18 protein-coding genes are annotated in these 14,254 nt (G+C 56.3%); 3 read left to right on the forward strand and 15 right to left on the reverse strand.

Annotated elements, in window-relative coordinates; genetic code table 11:
• Positions 1-342 precede the first annotated feature (342 nt).
• Positions 343-1,350, reverse strand: coding sequence for an adenosine deaminase (locus H4J77_RS08810; RefSeq protein WP_123889418.1), 1,008 nt, complete (start codon positions 1,348-1,350; stop codon positions 343-345).
• Positions 1,351-1,476: 126 nt separating this feature from the next.
• Positions 1,477-2,136, reverse strand: coding sequence for a glutathione S-transferase family protein (locus H4J77_RS08815; RefSeq protein ID WP_123889419.1), 660 nt, complete (start codon positions 2,134-2,136; stop codon positions 1,477-1,479).
• A 178-nt stretch (positions 2,137-2,314) separates the two neighbouring features.
• On the opposite strand from H4J77_RS08815, the gene H4J77_RS08820 reads away from it, so the two are divergent.
• Together H4J77_RS08820 and H4J77_RS08825 are read left to right on the forward strand one after the other, a co-directional pair.
• Positions 2,315-2,557, forward strand: a complete 243-nt coding sequence (locus H4J77_RS08820) for a TIGR02647 family protein (protein ID WP_123889420.1) — start codon at positions 2,315-2,317, stop codon at positions 2,555-2,557.
• Between the two features lie 12 nt (positions 2,558-2,569).
• Positions 2,570-5,410 (forward strand): class I adenylate cyclase, encoded by a 2,841-nt coding sequence (locus H4J77_RS08825; RefSeq protein WP_182247922.1) that lies wholly within the window; start codon positions 2,570-2,572, stop codon positions 5,408-5,410.
• A gap of 24 nt (positions 5,411-5,434) precedes the next feature.
• On the opposite strand, the gene H4J77_RS08830 is transcribed toward H4J77_RS08825, so the two are convergent.
• Positions 5,435-6,031: a TetR/AcrR family transcriptional regulator gene (locus tag H4J77_RS08830; protein WP_182247924.1), complete on the reverse strand. Its 597-nt coding sequence runs from the start codon at positions 6,029-6,031 to the stop codon at positions 5,435-5,437.
• Positions 6,032-6,138: 107 nt separating this feature from the next.
• Here H4J77_RS08830 and H4J77_RS08835 point away from each other — a divergent pair, with 107 nt between their 5' ends.
• Positions 6,139-6,642, forward strand: coding sequence for an HPP family protein (locus H4J77_RS08835; protein WP_182247926.1), 504 nt, complete (start codon positions 6,139-6,141; stop codon positions 6,640-6,642).
• 30 nt (positions 6,643-6,672) lie between these two features.
• Here H4J77_RS08835 and H4J77_RS08840 read toward each other — a convergent pair whose 3' ends face one another.
• The 12 genes from H4J77_RS08840 to H4J77_RS08895 all read right to left on the reverse strand — a co-directional run.
• On the reverse strand, positions 6,673-6,882 hold the full coding sequence (locus H4J77_RS08840) for a hypothetical protein (RefSeq protein ID WP_182247928.1): 210 nt from the start codon (positions 6,880-6,882) through the stop codon (positions 6,673-6,675).
• 18 nt (positions 6,883-6,900) lie between these two features.
• Positions 6,901-7,689, reverse strand: a complete 789-nt coding sequence (locus tag H4J77_RS08845; protein ID WP_182247930.1) for a hypothetical protein — start codon at positions 7,687-7,689, stop codon at positions 6,901-6,903.
• Positions 7,690-7,943: 254 nt separating this feature from the next.
• A complete protein-coding gene (locus tag H4J77_RS08850) occupies positions 7,944-8,441 on the reverse strand; it encodes a hypothetical protein (RefSeq protein WP_182247932.1) in 498 nt (165 codons plus the stop codon).
• 23 nt (positions 8,442-8,464) lie between these two features.
• Positions 8,465-8,695: a hypothetical protein gene (locus H4J77_RS08855; protein ID WP_182247934.1), complete on the reverse strand. Its 231-nt coding sequence runs from the start codon at positions 8,693-8,695 to the stop codon at positions 8,465-8,467.
• 1 nt (position 8,696) lies between these two features.
• On the reverse strand, positions 8,697-9,044 hold the full coding sequence (locus tag H4J77_RS08860; protein WP_182247936.1) for a hypothetical protein: 348 nt from the start codon (positions 9,042-9,044) through the stop codon (positions 8,697-8,699).
• Between the two features lie 25 nt (positions 9,045-9,069).
• Positions 9,070-9,825, reverse strand: coding sequence for a hypothetical protein (locus H4J77_RS08865; protein ID WP_182247939.1), 756 nt, complete (start codon positions 9,823-9,825; stop codon positions 9,070-9,072).
• A gap of 1 nt (position 9,826) precedes the next feature.
• Positions 9,827-10,153 (reverse strand): hypothetical protein, encoded by a 327-nt coding sequence (locus tag H4J77_RS08870; RefSeq protein WP_182247941.1) that lies wholly within the window; start codon positions 10,151-10,153, stop codon positions 9,827-9,829.
• Between the two features lie 27 nt (positions 10,154-10,180).
• Complete coding sequence (locus H4J77_RS08875; protein WP_182247943.1) at positions 10,181-10,918, reverse strand: hypothetical protein; 738 nt, start codon at positions 10,916-10,918, stop codon at positions 10,181-10,183.
• A 1-nt stretch (position 10,919) separates the two neighbouring features.
• Positions 10,920-12,131 (reverse strand): hypothetical protein, encoded by a 1,212-nt coding sequence (locus tag H4J77_RS08880; RefSeq protein ID WP_182247945.1) that lies wholly within the window; start codon positions 12,129-12,131, stop codon positions 10,920-10,922.
• Between the two features lie 226 nt (positions 12,132-12,357).
• A complete protein-coding gene (locus H4J77_RS08885) occupies positions 12,358-13,482 on the reverse strand; it encodes a hypothetical protein (protein WP_182247947.1) in 1,125 nt (374 codons plus the stop codon).
• 172 nt (positions 13,483-13,654) lie between these two features.
• Positions 13,655-14,071: a hypothetical protein gene (locus tag H4J77_RS08890; RefSeq protein WP_182247949.1), complete on the reverse strand. Its 417-nt coding sequence runs from the start codon at positions 14,069-14,071 to the stop codon at positions 13,655-13,657.
• A 75-nt stretch (positions 14,072-14,146) separates the two neighbouring features.
• The coding region (locus tag H4J77_RS08895; RefSeq protein WP_148079639.1) for an IS3 family transposase at positions 14,147-14,254 on the reverse strand (108 nt) is incomplete at its 5' end.

Raw genomic sequence — 14,254 nt, forward strand, 5'->3', positions numbered from 1 at the left:
CTTTTTTGTATCGCCTATCAACATCGGTCACAGCCTCACACAATGAGCTCAACCTTGTCTTGATAGAACGGCACGCATTTATTGAACATGGGAGCGCCTAGCCTGAGGAGCATAGCGACGAGTTCCGCAGGCGCGCTAAACACCGAGTAACGCACAGAAGCAGCAAGCCAGCTTGGCTGGGGACGCCCTTGCTGGCGAAAAACATGCGTGAAAACGACAGAAATATCTAACCACCCTCTCCAAAACAGGCTTTGACCTCGGATCGCGAGAAGCAAAAGACCAACTGGCTCATCAACTTACTCTGCTGATGAGCCAATCAAGCCAGCGTGCTCAAGCACCCTCTCAAGCCGCCTCATCCAACTTCGCCAACCAGACCGCCTGCTCAACCTCCGGCAACATACTCGCGGTAATGCTGTTGCGCGCCAGCGCAATCGCCTGCTCGCGCGTCATATCCAGCGCATCCCGCACGGCGACAAAGTTGGCCAGCATGTAACCGCCAAAATAGGCCGGGTCATCGGAGTTGATGGTGACTTTCACGCCCTGATCCAACAGTTGCAGAATGTTGTGGTCCTGCATCTGCGCAAAGACTTTCAGCTTGGTGTTGGAGAGCGGGCAGACGGTGAGTGGCGTCTGTTCGGCAATCAAGCGCTCGACCAGTACCGGATCTTCTACGCAACGTACGCCGTGGTCGATACGGATGACGCGCAGCAAATCCAGCGCCTGCCAGATGTAATCTGCGGGGCCTTCCTCGCCAGCGTGAGCCACCGCCTGCAAACCCTGTTCGCGCGCCATATCGAATACCCGTACAAAGCCCTCGGGCGGATTGCCGTGCTCGGCACTGTCGAGGCCTACGGCAACAAAGTGTTCGCGCAGGGGCAAGGCTTCCTGCAGAGTCGCGATGGCTTCATCCTCGCTCAGGTGGCGCAAGAAACTGAGAATAAGCCGCGAGCTGATGCCCAGCTGGGCCTGCCCGTCAGCCAGTGCCCGGCTAATCCCCTTGAGCTGGGTCGCGATGGCAATACCGCGCTCGGTGTGCGTCTGTGGATCAAAGAAGGGCTCGACATGCACCACGCCATCGGCTGCGCAGCGCTCAAGATAGGCCCAGGTCAGGTCGTAGAAATCCTGCTCGGTCTGTAGTACCCCCGCGCCCTGATAGTAGATATCCAGAAAGTCCTGCAGGTTGCTAAACTGGTAAGCCGCGCGCAGTGCCTCGACGTTGGCGTAGGGCAGTTGCACACCATTACGCTCGGCCAGCTGAAACAGCAGCTCGGGCTCCAGGCTGCCCTCAAGATGCAAGTGCAACTCGGCCTTGGGCAGTTGGCGTAGAAAGTCGTTATCGGCAAAGCTCATCGGCTGATTCCTGATCTAGTCTGTATAGCGCAGACGATAGGATACAGCGCGCCATGAGTCCATCCGCAAAATAACCTTAGACGGCACACCCGCAGAGTGCGCCGCCCTGAGTTAAGGCCTGACGCTTTACTTGCGCGCCTTGGCGGCAGCAATAAACGCCGCCATTTCAGCGTTCTTGGCCTCTTCGATCTTCTGCACGTTAGGGTTCTTGGCCAGCTCGGCCAGCAAGGCTTTGGCCTCAGGCAGATCAGCCAACAGGTCAACACCAAACAACTTGCCCGCCACCGCTGAGGCCAGATCAATGCTGAACAGGAACATAATGTCGGCAATGGTCATCTCACTGCCGGCAATATAAGGCGCAAACTTGGCGTGACGCTTGAGCGCGGCAATACCACCGAGCAAGTCGGCTTTGGCTTTATCCTTGACGGCCTGGTCGACCTTGCCACCAAAGAAGACTTCCATATAGCAACTGCGCGCGGGCAGCTCGATATACAGCTCGATCTCTTTCGTCAGCGCCCGTACATAGCCACGCTCGTAGGGATCGCTTGGCAACAGCGCCTTGCCGCCCTGGGTTTCTTCAATGTATTCCAGGATCACATTGGTTTCGTTAAGAAAGCCCTTGTCGGTCTCCAGCACCGGCACCTTGCCACGTGGACTGATGGCCAGGAAGGCTTCGTCCTGGCTGCCGTGCACGTGAACCATCTCGAAATCAGCACCCTTCTCCAGTAGCGCCAGCTTAACCATGTTGAAATAGTTACTGACGGCAAAGCCATGAAGCTTGATCATATTGTTTTTCTCCATTGTCCTGCGGGTATGAAATGCTGCACTCTTGTAACGCTGCACGGAAAGAATATCCAGCGCCATCATGACAATGAATGGGCTGCAAGAGATCACCCAGTGGTAAAAGCCGTTCGCGGCTTTACTAGCTAGACTGCAAGCTACTCCAACAAGAGGTAACGCCCCTATGCTGAAACCCGACGAAGTCGCCGACATCAACCTGCTTTGCCAATTCAACCTGGCCAATACGCTGGAGGGCTTGAAGATCCACAAGCACGAGGCCGATACGGCGCTGGTCGCCGCTGTTGAGCGACTCCACAAACAGGGGCTGGTAACCCAGCACGATGGCGGCTATCTGACCAGCCTGGGGCTGGACGCAGCGGAGCACGCCCAAGCGCTGCTTACCATTCTGCGCGCCGATCCAGCCTAAGCGAGGCAGCTGATGCCGCAGGCAGGTGTAATTCATCCACTGATTGACGAAGGCATTGATCGCAAGGCGCTGAATACGCTGCGCAAGCGCTTCACGGCACTCAATCAGACGCGCCTGCGGCGGGTGCTGCAAGCACTGCCAACGCGGCAGTACAACGTTCTGCAGCTGATACCGCTGTTGTTTGACGTCAACTATCACCTGCTGCCCGGCTTTGTCTCGCGTGAAACGCCCCATGGCCTGGCCGGCTATGAACCCGAGACGGCCGCGCTGCAAAGTGCCCAGGCACTGACTCGCAGCTATCAATACCGCCGTCACCCCGCCGGCTTTTTGCCGCAGATTATCGGCCTCTACCTGATGGGCAGTGGCGGTACCATTGGACAATCCGAACACAGCGACCTGGATATCTGGGTCTGCCATCAACCTGACCTGTCGGAAACGGCGCTAGCGGAGCTGACCAGCAAGTGTCAGCGGATTACCGACTGGGCGGCGACACAAGGCAGCGAAGCGCATTTCCACCTGATCAACCCAACCGAGTTCAGTAGCGGCGCGCGCAATAACGAACTCGCCGGAGAAGACTGCGGCAGCACTCAGCACTATCTGTTGCTCGACGAGTTCTACCGCACCGCCATCATGCTTGGCGGCCGTTACCCGCTCTGGTGGCTAGTCCCGGCATATGAAGAGCACCAATACGACAGCTACGCCGAGCAGCTGCTGAGCAAACGCTTTGTGCGTGGCCAGGACAGCCTGGACTTTGGCCATGTGGCCGGCGTTCCTGCTGGTGAGTTTGTCGGAGCTGGCCTCTGGCAGCTATACAAAGGGATCGACTCGCCCTACAAGTCAGTGCTCAAGTTGCTGCTGACCGAAGTGTATTCAAGCGAGCATCCGCAAGTGCGCTGCCTCAGCCTCGACTTCAAGGCCGCCATCTACAACGGCCAGCTCGATGCCGACGAGCTGGACCCCTACGTGATGCTCTATCGCCGCATTGAGCGCTACCTGTTGAACCGCAAAGAGCTGGAACGGCTAGAGCTGCTGCGCCGCTGTCTGTATATCAAAGCCAACGTGCGCCTGAGCAAACGCAGCGGTCTACTCGACTGGAAGCGTAACCTGATGGAAAAGCTGGTGCGCGAGTGGCAATGGGGCCCGCGCCAGCTACAGCAGATGGACAGCCGACAGGAGTGGCGCATTCGCGAGGTCAGCACTGAGCGGCGTCAACTGGTCAACGAGCTGACCCACAGCTACCGCCTGCTGTCGCATTTTGGCCGCAGCCATGGCGTGATCAATCAGGTTACCAGCCGCGACCTCTCCTTGCTCGGCCGCCGTCTCTACGCTGCCTTTGAGCGCAAGGCCGGCAAGATCGAGTTTATCAACCCCGGTATCAGCCCCGACCTCAGCGAAGACCTGCTGACACTGGCGCAAGCGCCAGCGACGGACTACAGCGAAGCTTACTGGAACCTGTACCAGGGCAGCCTATCCATCAACGAACTGGGCGACCACCCGCCACTCAAGCGCTCACGCCGGCTCATGGAGCTACTGGCCTGGGGACACCGCAACGGCATGATCGACAGCGCCACGCGCTTTGCGCTGTATCCCGGCGATAGCACGCTCAGCGAATTTGAACTGAGCAATTTGGTGCTCAGCCTGCAACAGCAATTTCCGCTGCCGCTGCCCGCCCTGACCGAAACGGCGTTGTCGCGTGCCAGCGAACCCTGCCATGTGCTACTGCTGGTCAACATCGGCCTCGACCCGCTACCGAGTAACAGCCAGCATAATTTGCACATGATCAGCAGTCACACCGACGCCCTGGGCTACTCCGGCATGCGTGACAACCTGATCCTCAGTATCGATCAAGTCTCGCTCAACAGCTGGAACGAAATGCTGGTAACCCACTACGAGGGCGAAGAAGCCTGCATGCAGGCGCTGTGCGACTATCTGAATCAGGGCCGCGAGCACAAACGCCTACCCGAGCTACAGGTGCGCTGTTTCTGCCGTAATCGTTCCAGCTCCATCGCGGAGCGCGTTGAAGGCCTGTTCCGCGATGCCGCTCAGCACCTGCTGGCTAACCCACCGGATCGTTTTTTGGTGCAGGTGCAGAACGGTTTCCGCCTGTTGGAGTGGCGCGACGAACAGATCAATATGATCGAGCTGGCCGATCGCCCAGCACTGCTGCGCAACCTGGGCCGCTCCCGGCCGCGTCACAGCAAGCTCGCACTGGATGCCTACGCCCTGCAGGGGCAAGACCTCGCGTTGATTCTGCAACACGAAAGACCTGGCCGCATACAGCTGTTCTATCGCATCAAAGCCAACTGGCAGGTCGAGGTGAGCTTGCTGGATGAAAGAGGCGCACTCTGGACTCACCAACAGAGCTACCGCGACGAGCAGACCATGCTGCTGCCGCTGCTACGCTTTCTAAACGGTATCCGGTTACGCCGGCAGGTAAAAGAGAGCCTGGAAAGCAGTATCTGGGAAGGCGAAGTGCAGCTCTATGCAATCCAGCCCGCACACGACGGCAACCCTCTGCGTCTGGAAGAAAAACCCTTGCCACGCGATGGCCTGAGCGCTGACTTCTACGCGGTGCAGGCTATCGCCGAGCCCTCAGGAAAGCAGGGCTTCAACGTCACCATCTTCTGTGATCATCGGGAATTTTCCGAGCTGGAACACGGAACGCGACTCTATGCCGAAGTCGCCAAACACATCCTCAGCCAACGCCAAAGTCGTGAAGCCTACCCCTGCTACATCACCGACCTGGACCTATCCGCCATCGATCCCGGCGAGCGCATGCAGACCGCACAATACCTGCGCTACCGACAGCAGCTGGAACGCGCCTTGAACCAGGCAATGGGCGCGCTACGCTAATAGGCTAAACTGCCCGCCAACTGGCTAAAACACGCTGTCGGGCAGCGTGGCCCTATCGGGCGCATCCAACGCAGCATACTCCATACCCAGGCAGTCACAAACGCACCGCCAGGCCGCATCAACGTGGCTTAGCGAACTAAAGATACCCGCGTTAACAATCATCCCATCGAGCAACACCAGCAAATAGCTCGCCTTGGTCGCCGCCTCTTCCACGCCCATGTCGGCCAGCAGTCTACAGAGCAGCTCCCGTACCCAGTCTTTATGCAACCGGGCCACCACCAGATAATCTTCAACCTGATGAAACTCACCCGCCGCCTTGATAAACATACAGCCGTAAAACTGACGCGAAGAAAACCAGCGCAGATGCCAATTAAACACGGCCTTAAATCGCTCAACCGGATCGGCGTACTCCGCCAACCATAGTTCCAGCGACTGCTTGAACCGCTCGTGTCGCAGCCGGAGCACCGACTCGACCAGGGCTTCCTTGGTGGCAAAGTATTTATACAGGGTCATCTTCGACACCTGCGCCTCATCCCGAATCAGGTCTACCCCGACCGCTTGATAACCGTGACGGTTAAACAGCGCCATCGCGGTATCGAGAATGTCGTCACGCTTACCCATAAGCCTGCCCGCAGTTAAAAGCGCCATGCGCGGAAAAAGAAATTGTACAGATCGGTACATTTGCGTATTGTACCGATCTGTACAAACCTTAGCACAAAGGCAACTCCATGCTTCACAAAATCAAAGGCACCAGCGTCTGCCCGCCCCGGCCAGAACTAATGCAGATTCTTACCGGACTAGTCGGCGGGACTCTGGGGATTGGTGCCATCGCCTGGTTAACCCAGTTGGCTGAAGTGCCCTTGCTCATGGCCCCCTTTGGCGCGACTTGCGTACTCCTGTTCGCCGCCCCCAACGCCCCGCTGGCGCAGCCACGTAATGTGATTGGCGGGCACTGTATCGCCGCGCTGGTTGGCATCGTCATCTTCCAGCTAGCTGGCAGCGGCCCGCTGGCCATGGCCATCGCCGTAGGCGTCGCTATCGCGCTGATGCAGGTCTGTCGAGCAGTACATCCGCCCGCTGGCGCTAACCCTCTGGTAATCATGCTGGCAGGCATTCACGAGTACCATTTTCTGCTCACACCCGTCCTGGCCGGTTCAGTGATCCTGGTTCTGGTGGCGCTCGTCATCAATAATGTGGGCGCCGGCAAGCGCTGGCCGAACTATTGGTTTTGAGTGAAACGAGGCACCAAGGCTTTCTTCAAACTAAGCCGCCAGGTTCTGCCGACTAAGGGTGTTAATCCTCGCTATCTGAGCTCGCATCTGGCTCTGTGCTTGCTTGAAGGCCTCATCGTCCATATCGCGCCAGTAGCGCGGATGACGGCCTGCGGCTTTGTCGTGTTCCGCCGTGGTGGCGTCGTTAGCCCGGTGCTCTTCAAACAGCGGCGTATCCGGGAGTGCGTGGTTGGTATCCATGTAGTTCTGAATAAAATCCTACAACGCACAGTGCTGATTGATATTGCGGTCGGGCGGCTGGATATCGCCAAAGTGGATGCTGATATCCGAGTAACGATGCTCGATACTGAGCACGTTCATGGGCAAGCCTTGGCGGTCTGGGGTGGTACTAACGTAGGCATCAAACTCATGAAAAGGCGCGCGCTTTTCACTCACCTCCCCGCGGCGGTATTCAAACACCGTCACCATGCCGTTACGGCGATTGAGTTCCCATTTGGGGCCTTTGCCGGGTTTGATCCAGAGGCGTGGGAATTTGTGAGTTACCAAGACAGCGAGCATCCACGCAGCAAAGCATGGAAGAGTGACTGGATAAAACACAATGCTGAACGACTCGAGAAAGACATGTATGTATTCCTGGCCAGCACTCAATGCGTCAATCAGAGAAAACAAAAGTCCAAAGAACAGGAAAATAAAGAAACCAACCTTCCCAAAACCACCAAGATACAGCCAAAAGTGTGTTCTACCCGCCCAAGGAGCATGGCGGTAATGCTCATGATCGCAGCGATCGTGAAAATCAATGTGCTCCATCGGTGCTGGCTTATAGGTGCCTTGAGCGATTTGCTCGTCGCGCAGCAAGCGATCACGCTCAAGCGACCTCAGGCGGGAAGGCTCTGGCATCATAAAGTTATCGGGTACGATCTCTTGGGTGTTACCCCAAGGCAGCCGCTGCCCCGCCAGCTGCTTTAAACCCGAACGCGGCTTGCCCGGCGGCTGACGTTGCAGGTTGGCCGATGAGTAGGCGGTTGTAGCATAGGGTGATTGAGTCATCAGCTGCGCAGCGCAGGATTGACTGGAACAATGGCGGTGACTTGTTTAGCGGGGGTGAACATCCATTGTTCCTATCACTGAGCGGGAGCGGCTAGCTCAGTTGGTTCGACAGCGCCGCATTTTATCCGACGCTTACAGCGGACGATGTGCGCTACTCATCAGAACGACGCGGCAGGCTGGGCTGCAAAGCCAAAAAGAGCTGGATACTGTCGGCCTTGCGCACCAATACAGCCGATCAAGAGCTACCCCAGCGCTCAGGCATATATCTGGATATAAGCTTCCTCATAGGGCGTAGAATCCGGTAACTGGGCACGGATGGTTTTAATCAGCTCGTTGTAGTGGGATTTGCGGCAGTAGATAAGACGATCCGTATCGATCATACGGCCCTTGCCCTCATCGGCTTGAGGATTGAAGTAAGTAAAATCCAATCCAATGATCGAGCGACGGCGGAAAACGATCATCTTGGTGAAGTCATTCCAAGGGTGGAAACCTTGATGAAACTGTTCATGCATCTTCCGAAACTGGCTGGACGTACCCATGCGCAGATACATCAAGCCTATCAGCCCCGGCCCCGCTATCGCTCCGATCAGTGCCGCCGGGTGCACCATCACCAGCATCAGCATCACCACCCCGGTGATCACGGCTAGCCACTTCAGCAGGGTGGGCAGCCACTCAGGGAAAGCCTTCCACTCACAGAATTCCAGACCTGAGGCCGTCAGGCGGTAGGCGAACTTTGTTTTTTGGTGGGTCATGCTGACAACCATACTCATCAATATTACAAACATCCCCCCCCCCCCCAAAGAAGCTGATAGCCTAAAGACTTCGCAGTATCCATGCCTGTCCAAACTGAAACCACTGCACAGATAACCAAGAAAATTAAAAAAATCCCATTCGCGATATCCGTATTGTAAGGCCGTGCCTTCAGCGACCACTCGGCCAGCGCGGGCTCATCCTGATACTGCCATTGCAGCTGTGGCGGCAGGGTCAGGGGTTTGCGTGTAAACATCTCAGGACTCCGTGATCGGAACAGGTAAGGTAATGCGCTGCGCTGGTGCGCTTGAGCGCGACAGTAGCTCACCGTCGATGGGCTCATCGTGCAAGGGGTTACTGATGAGTTCAGCATTTCTCGGCGCGCCTAGCAGGCTAGCTCTGAAGGTGTAACTCGCAGGTACCTGGGTATCGGGCTCCAACACGTCGGCATAGGTAATTTCCAGCTCCACATAGGACGCGCCGCTGACCGGTATCCAGGTGCGCCAATGGTAGTGGCTGGCCCCAGAAAATACTGTACGTTCACGCGCCTCGGCAAACAGCGCAATGGGCGTGCGCGAGGCCATAGCGCCACTGGCCTTGCGCACCAAGACAACCTATGAAGTGATACCGCTACGCTCCCGCATAAATCTGGATATAGGCTTCTTCATAGGGCGTCGAATCCGGCAACTGGGCACGGATGATTTCGATTAGCTCGTTGTAGTGGGATTTGCGACAGTAGATGATTTCCTCCCACGGGATCATTCGGCCCTTCCCGTCTTCTCCTTCAGGGTTATACCACTCGAAATCTAAGCCAATAATCGAGCGCCGCCGAAATACCGTTACTTTTTTGAACTCATCCCACGAGTGCACGATGTGATGATAGCTTTCATGCATCTTCCGAAACTGGCTGGAGGTGCCCATGCGCAGATACATCAGGCCGATCAGCCCCGGCCCCGCTATCGCTCCGATCAGGGCTGCCGGGTGCACCATCACCAGCATCAGCATCACCACTCCGGTGATCACGGCCAGCCACTTCAGCAGGGTGGGCAGCCACTCAGGGAAAGCCTTCCACTCACAGAACTCCAGACCTGAGGCCGTCAGGCGGTAGGCGAACTTTGTTGTTTGGTGGGTCATGCTGAATCCTCCACTCATAACAACGATGTAAAGAAAGCCCCCTATGAGCAACTGATACGCCAAACCCGACGTCATTGAAGGTAATAACCACGCTAGACAAGGTATTTGGATGAGTAGAAAAAAAATAAATATTCCATTCGCGATATCCGTATTATAAGGCCTTGCTTTCAACGACCACTCGGCCAGCGCAGGCTCATCCTGATACTGCCATTGCAGCTGCGGCGGCAGGGTCAGGGGTTTGCGTGTAAACATCTCAGGACTCCGTGGTCGGAACAGGCAAGGTAATGCGCTGCGCTGGTGCGCTTGAGCGCGACAGTAGCTCACCGTCGATGGGCTCATCGTGCAAGGGGTTACTGATGAGTTCAGCATTTTTCGGCGCGCCTAGCAGGCTAGCTCTGAAGGTGTAACTCGCAGGTACCTGGGTATCGGGCTCCAACACGTCGGCATAGGTAACTTCTAGCTCCACGTAGGACGCGCCGCTGACGGGTATCCAGGTGCGCCAATGGTAGTGGCTGGCCCCAGAAAATACTGTACGTTCACGCGCCTCGGCAAACAGCGCAATGGGCGTGCGCGAGGCCATACTGCCGATCAAGAGCTACCCCAGTGCTCAAGCATATATCTGGATATAAGCTTCCTCATAGGGTGTGGAATCCGGCAATTGGGCACGGATGATTTTAATCAGCTCGTTGTAGTGGGATTTGCGGCAGTAGAGCAGGCGCTCCCGCTTTATCATACGCCCTTTACCTTCATCGGCTTGGGGGTTGAAATAGGTAAAATCCAATCCAATAATCGAACGCCGCCGAAAAGCCGTTACCTTCGTAAAGTCGCTCCAAGGCTGGACCTTGTGTCTATAGGTTTCGTGCATCTCGCGAAACTGACTGGAGGTGCCCATGCGCAGATACATCAGGCCGATCAGCCCCGGCCCCGCTATCGCTCCGATCAGCGCCGCCGGGTGCACCATAACCAGCATCAGCATCACCACCCCGGTGATCACGGCTAGCCACTTCAGCAGGGTGGGCAGCCACTCAGGGAAAGCCTTCCACTCACAGAACTCCAGACCTGAGGCCGTCAGGCGGTAGGCGAACTTTGTTTTTTGGTGGGTCATGCTTAAAGCAAGACTTATAAAAACGCAAAAAAGCAAGATATCAACTATAAAAGGGAAGCCGTTTAACATTCTATGCCAGTAGGCTGCAGCGGCAGAAATAATTACAAATATTACAAAAAGCCCATTTGCAATATCCGTATTATAAGGCCGTGCCTTCAGCGACCACTCGGCCAGCGCGGGCTCATCCTGATACTGCCATTGCAGCTGCGGCGGCAGGGTCAGGGGTTTGCGTGTAAACATCTCAGGACTCCGTGGTCGGAACAGGCAAGGTAATGCGCTGCGCTGGTGCATCTGAGCGCGAAAGTAGCTCACCGTCGATGGGCTCATCGTGCAAGGGGTTACTGATCAGTTCAGCATTTCTCGGCGCGCCTAGCAGGCTAGCTCTGAAGGTGTAACTCGCAGGTACCTGGGTATCGGGCTCCAACACATGCGGATAGGTTATTTCCAGCTCCACATAGGACGCGCCGCTGACGGATATCCAGGTGCGCCAATGGTAGTGGCTGGCCTGCGGAGGATAGCTGATATCACCCGGCAATTGGTCATTTTGGCCCGGCGGGGGCATTTGCGGCAGCGGCTCAGCTTCGATTGCCTGGCTCCAGTAGCCCCCCGCCAGGCGCTCACGGGCTCCGGCATCCAAGGCGAGAACTCTGCGCGCGGCCATAACGCCACTGGTCTTGCGTACAAATACAGCCTTGATCTCACAGCGCTGGCCCGCCAGTTGGGCTGGTAGGCTGAAGTGCAACCAGGCACCGTTGAGTGTGGGCGTATAGGGATTGCCGGTGGCGCGCACGGTGACGCCGGGAGTAAGACAGATTTGCGCCAACTGCCAGAGACTCTTTTTGTGCGCACCCTCGGTGTCGGCGACAGTGGCCGCCTTGCCCCAATAGCACTGGTACAACCAAAGCCGCAGGCCCTCGCGGTGGTAAAGGCTGACCACAATGCTGGCGACAAGATAGATTAAACCCGCGATGGCCAAGAACCCGACCATCCAACCGCCCATGACCCAGGCGAAGGAAAACTGCAGGCCGGATAGGCTTCCTCCAAGCTGAAAAGCGCCGGCAAGCCCCATTGCGACTAATGATAGCTGCTGAACCCGCATTGCCCCTTCCTGCTCTGGACTCGTCGCCTTCTTCATTTGCTCGTTTATCTGCACAATCTCGCTGACAGAGGCGATGACGCTCAATGCGGCCATACCGGCGGTTCGGGCGATCAGACGCTGTGCGAGTTTTGCATGGCCGAGCTGACCTTCTTTCAGCCAGACTCGTGCCCCAGCCTGAGTCAGCTCAAATGTTTTACCTCGAATAACCCCCGTCATATTGCCCACCCGCGCCCACATCGGCATGACCATCAACGCCATCAGCATTGAGCCAGAGGACGCCAGTGAGGTGAGAAGCTGGTTTTTTTCAGTGCCCGTCAGGTGGCCATCGTAATGCACGGCGTGTGTGGTGACCATTAGGTTCCACAGGCCCAGACCAGCCAGCACCAATGGCAGGCTGCCGCCCAGATTGAGATCGATCCAGGCCTTGGCGCGCGCGGCGTGAGCTACCGGGTTGGTGATCTTGAGATGCTGCTGGGCTACCAGCTCGGACTGCCCGGCGGTACGGACAACCGGGGTCAGATGAACATTTCCAGCAAGGGAGCAAAAACAGAAGAATTAAAAAACCAAGCACGGAGGTGCATCACTTACTCCGACCTACCTCTGCAAACAGCTCAAATACTGGCCGCTGGGGGTAACGTTCTATGAGTTGCTCAAGCTTCTCGCTTTGCCGTTTTAGCTCCGTGCTCGGCTTGGCCCATTGCTCCGCAGGCAACGGTTGCGACCATGCCTGCATGGCCTCTGGCAAGTCACTTTTATGCATCTGCTTGACCCGCTCTACTTCCCAGTCGGTTAGATGAAAAGGCAGCGTCCAGAGGGTGACCCAGTGAAACAGGTACCAACCCATAACGTAAAAGACGCCAACTTCCTTCTCCCGATAGCGACGGCGCATACGTTCGCGCGCATTGTAAAAGGTATGCAAGCCCTCATGGGGCGGGTCGTCGGGGTGTTGCAGATCTAATGGGTCTTGGATTTCTTTAAGGCTGTTCACTTCGTATTCCATATACGCTCGCAACGCCTCCCAGTTGGCGATAGCCAGGGGTAGCCCCCCGCACTCAAACTCCAGCGAGTAATCCTCATCGCTCTCGGAGTGATAAAACCCCAACCCCATGGAATACTGACGCTGCACGCCATACTGACTAACGCCGCTCGCCTCGATAACCCAAGCCGAGACCGACTCCCAAGAAACAAAAATAGACGCGGTGTGACCTTCTGGCACCATGCACAGCTCTCGCCGCTGACGGTTGCAGCGCATCGGAATAATATCTTTGTTCTGAAGATGCTGATGTCGCCATACTAGGAAAAACATCAACATCATGGCTGGCATTAGCACCAGAGCGTAATTGAGACAGAACTCAAAACCCTCAACCAAAGTGGAGTAGACCCGCTCAATGGGAGCACCGAATAAGAGAACGAGTAAGGCCACCGTCAAAGGAGCGAACACAAGCATCATTATCCAACCGAACATGGACAGGCCTATCAAAAATTGCCGACCAAATACCGCGGGCAAGCCTGCGCCGAAAGTCATATAGACATCGTTCATCTCGCCCACCGCGTGGGCATAGTCTTCAGCGGGCTGCCCAGTCGGCAACGGTAAAGGCGCAAGATAGCTGACCTGACCGCCAGCAAAGCGTTCAACATCACCTGCCTGATGTGCTTTTTTCAAGCTAGGCGCTGTCGCCTGGACTTCGGTTTTAACGTCGGGCATTAGAAACTTCCGGCAATAGCAATGGATCTATCAAAGCAAAACCAGCTCGCTGACTTATGAATTAATATTTACCTGCCCCCACGCAAGCTAGACGTGCAGCGCTGCACCGCAGCAGGCAAGTGAAGCTAGTGCCCCGCCGCTCAACACCGCTACAGCCAAAATCAAACAACGATCACTGTGCGTGATAGTTCACATACCGGGTCATTAGGTTTGTGCGCTGCATAGTGTTGATATGTGGGATGCGTTCGGTCATTTCCCGCACCTTGGTGTTAAAGGTGTCATCGTCCATATCACGCCAGTAACGCGGCTCGCGGCCGGTCTGCCGATCGTACTCGGCGGTGGCTGGGTCAAGGTGACGGAATGCCTCTAGCTCTGGCGTGTCCGGTAGCGGATGGGTGATATCCATGTAGTTCTGCAGGTAATCCCACAGACCACACGGCTCAGACGCGCTGCCGCTGGGTGCAACAAAATTAGCCATATTGATCCAGCTATCCTGATAACGGTGGACAATACTCAGCACGTTATTAGGGGAGCCCTGACGGTCGGGCGAGACGGTAACGTAGGCATCAAACTCATAAAAAGGTGCCACCGTCTCACCGACGGTGCCATTCTTTTTGTACTCGCCGTCGTTATCGTAATCGAAGACTGAATCGCCCCCAGTATTCTAGACACTCGCCAGACTCTGGTAATGACGCTTTTCGTACTCGACCGGTGACAGGTCACCACTCGTGCCGTGCCGGCGCCTTGGGTTATAAAACATCTCAATGTAATT

Source organism: Pseudomonas sp. 5Ae-yellow, assembly GCF_014077575.1.
Taxonomy (GTDB): domain Bacteria; phylum Pseudomonadota; class Gammaproteobacteria; order Pseudomonadales; family Pseudomonadaceae; genus Halopseudomonas; species Halopseudomonas neustonica.

Bases quoted from the DNA above. Each gene is read 5' to 3' on its own strand.
- H4J77_RS08810 (WP_123889418.1), bottom strand. From the start codon at position 1,350: ATGAGCTTTGCCGATAACGACTTTCTACGCCAACTGCCCAAGGCCGAG.
- H4J77_RS08815 (WP_123889419.1), bottom strand. From the start codon at position 2,136: ATGATCAAGCTTCATGGCTTTGCCGTCAGTAACTATTTCAACATGGTT.
- H4J77_RS08820 (WP_123889420.1), top strand. From the start codon at position 2,315: ATGCTGAAACCCGACGAAGTCGCCGACATCAACCTGCTTTGCCAATTC.
- H4J77_RS08825 (WP_182247922.1), top strand. From the start codon at position 2,570: ATGCCGCAGGCAGGTGTAATTCATCCACTGATTGACGAAGGCATTGAT.
- H4J77_RS08830 (WP_182247924.1), bottom strand. From the start codon at position 6,031: ATGGGTAAGCGTGACGACATTCTCGATACCGCGATGGCGCTGTTTAAC.
- H4J77_RS08835 (WP_182247926.1), top strand. From the start codon at position 6,139: ATGCTTCACAAAATCAAAGGCACCAGCGTCTGCCCGCCCCGGCCAGAA.
- H4J77_RS08840 (WP_182247928.1), bottom strand. From the start codon at position 6,882: ATGGATACCAACCACGCACTCCCGGATACGCCGCTGTTTGAAGAGCAC.
- H4J77_RS08845 (WP_182247930.1), bottom strand. From the start codon at position 7,689: ATGACTCAATCACCCTATGCTACAACCGCCTACTCATCGGCCAACCTG.
- H4J77_RS08850 (WP_182247932.1), bottom strand. From the start codon at position 8,441: ATGACCCACCAAAAAACAAAGTTCGCCTACCGCCTGACGGCCTCAGGT.
- H4J77_RS08855 (WP_182247934.1), bottom strand. From the start codon at position 8,695: ATGTTTACACGCAAACCCCTGACCCTGCCGCCACAGCTGCAATGGCAG.
- H4J77_RS08865 (WP_182247939.1), bottom strand. From the start codon at position 9,825: ATGTTTACACGCAAACCCCTGACCCTGCCGCCGCAGCTGCAATGGCAG.
- H4J77_RS08870 (WP_182247941.1), bottom strand. From the start codon at position 10,153: ATGGCCTCGCGCACGCCCATTGCGCTGTTTGCCGAGGCGCGTGAACGT.
- H4J77_RS08875 (WP_182247943.1), bottom strand. From the start codon at position 10,918: ATGTTTACACGCAAACCCCTGACCCTGCCGCCGCAGCTGCAATGGCAG.
- H4J77_RS08880 (WP_182247945.1), bottom strand. From the start codon at position 12,131: ATGGTCACCACACACGCCGTGCATTACGATGGCCACCTGACGGGCACT.
- H4J77_RS08885 (WP_182247947.1), bottom strand. From the start codon at position 13,482: ATGCCCGACGTTAAAACCGAAGTCCAGGCGACAGCGCCTAGCTTGAAA.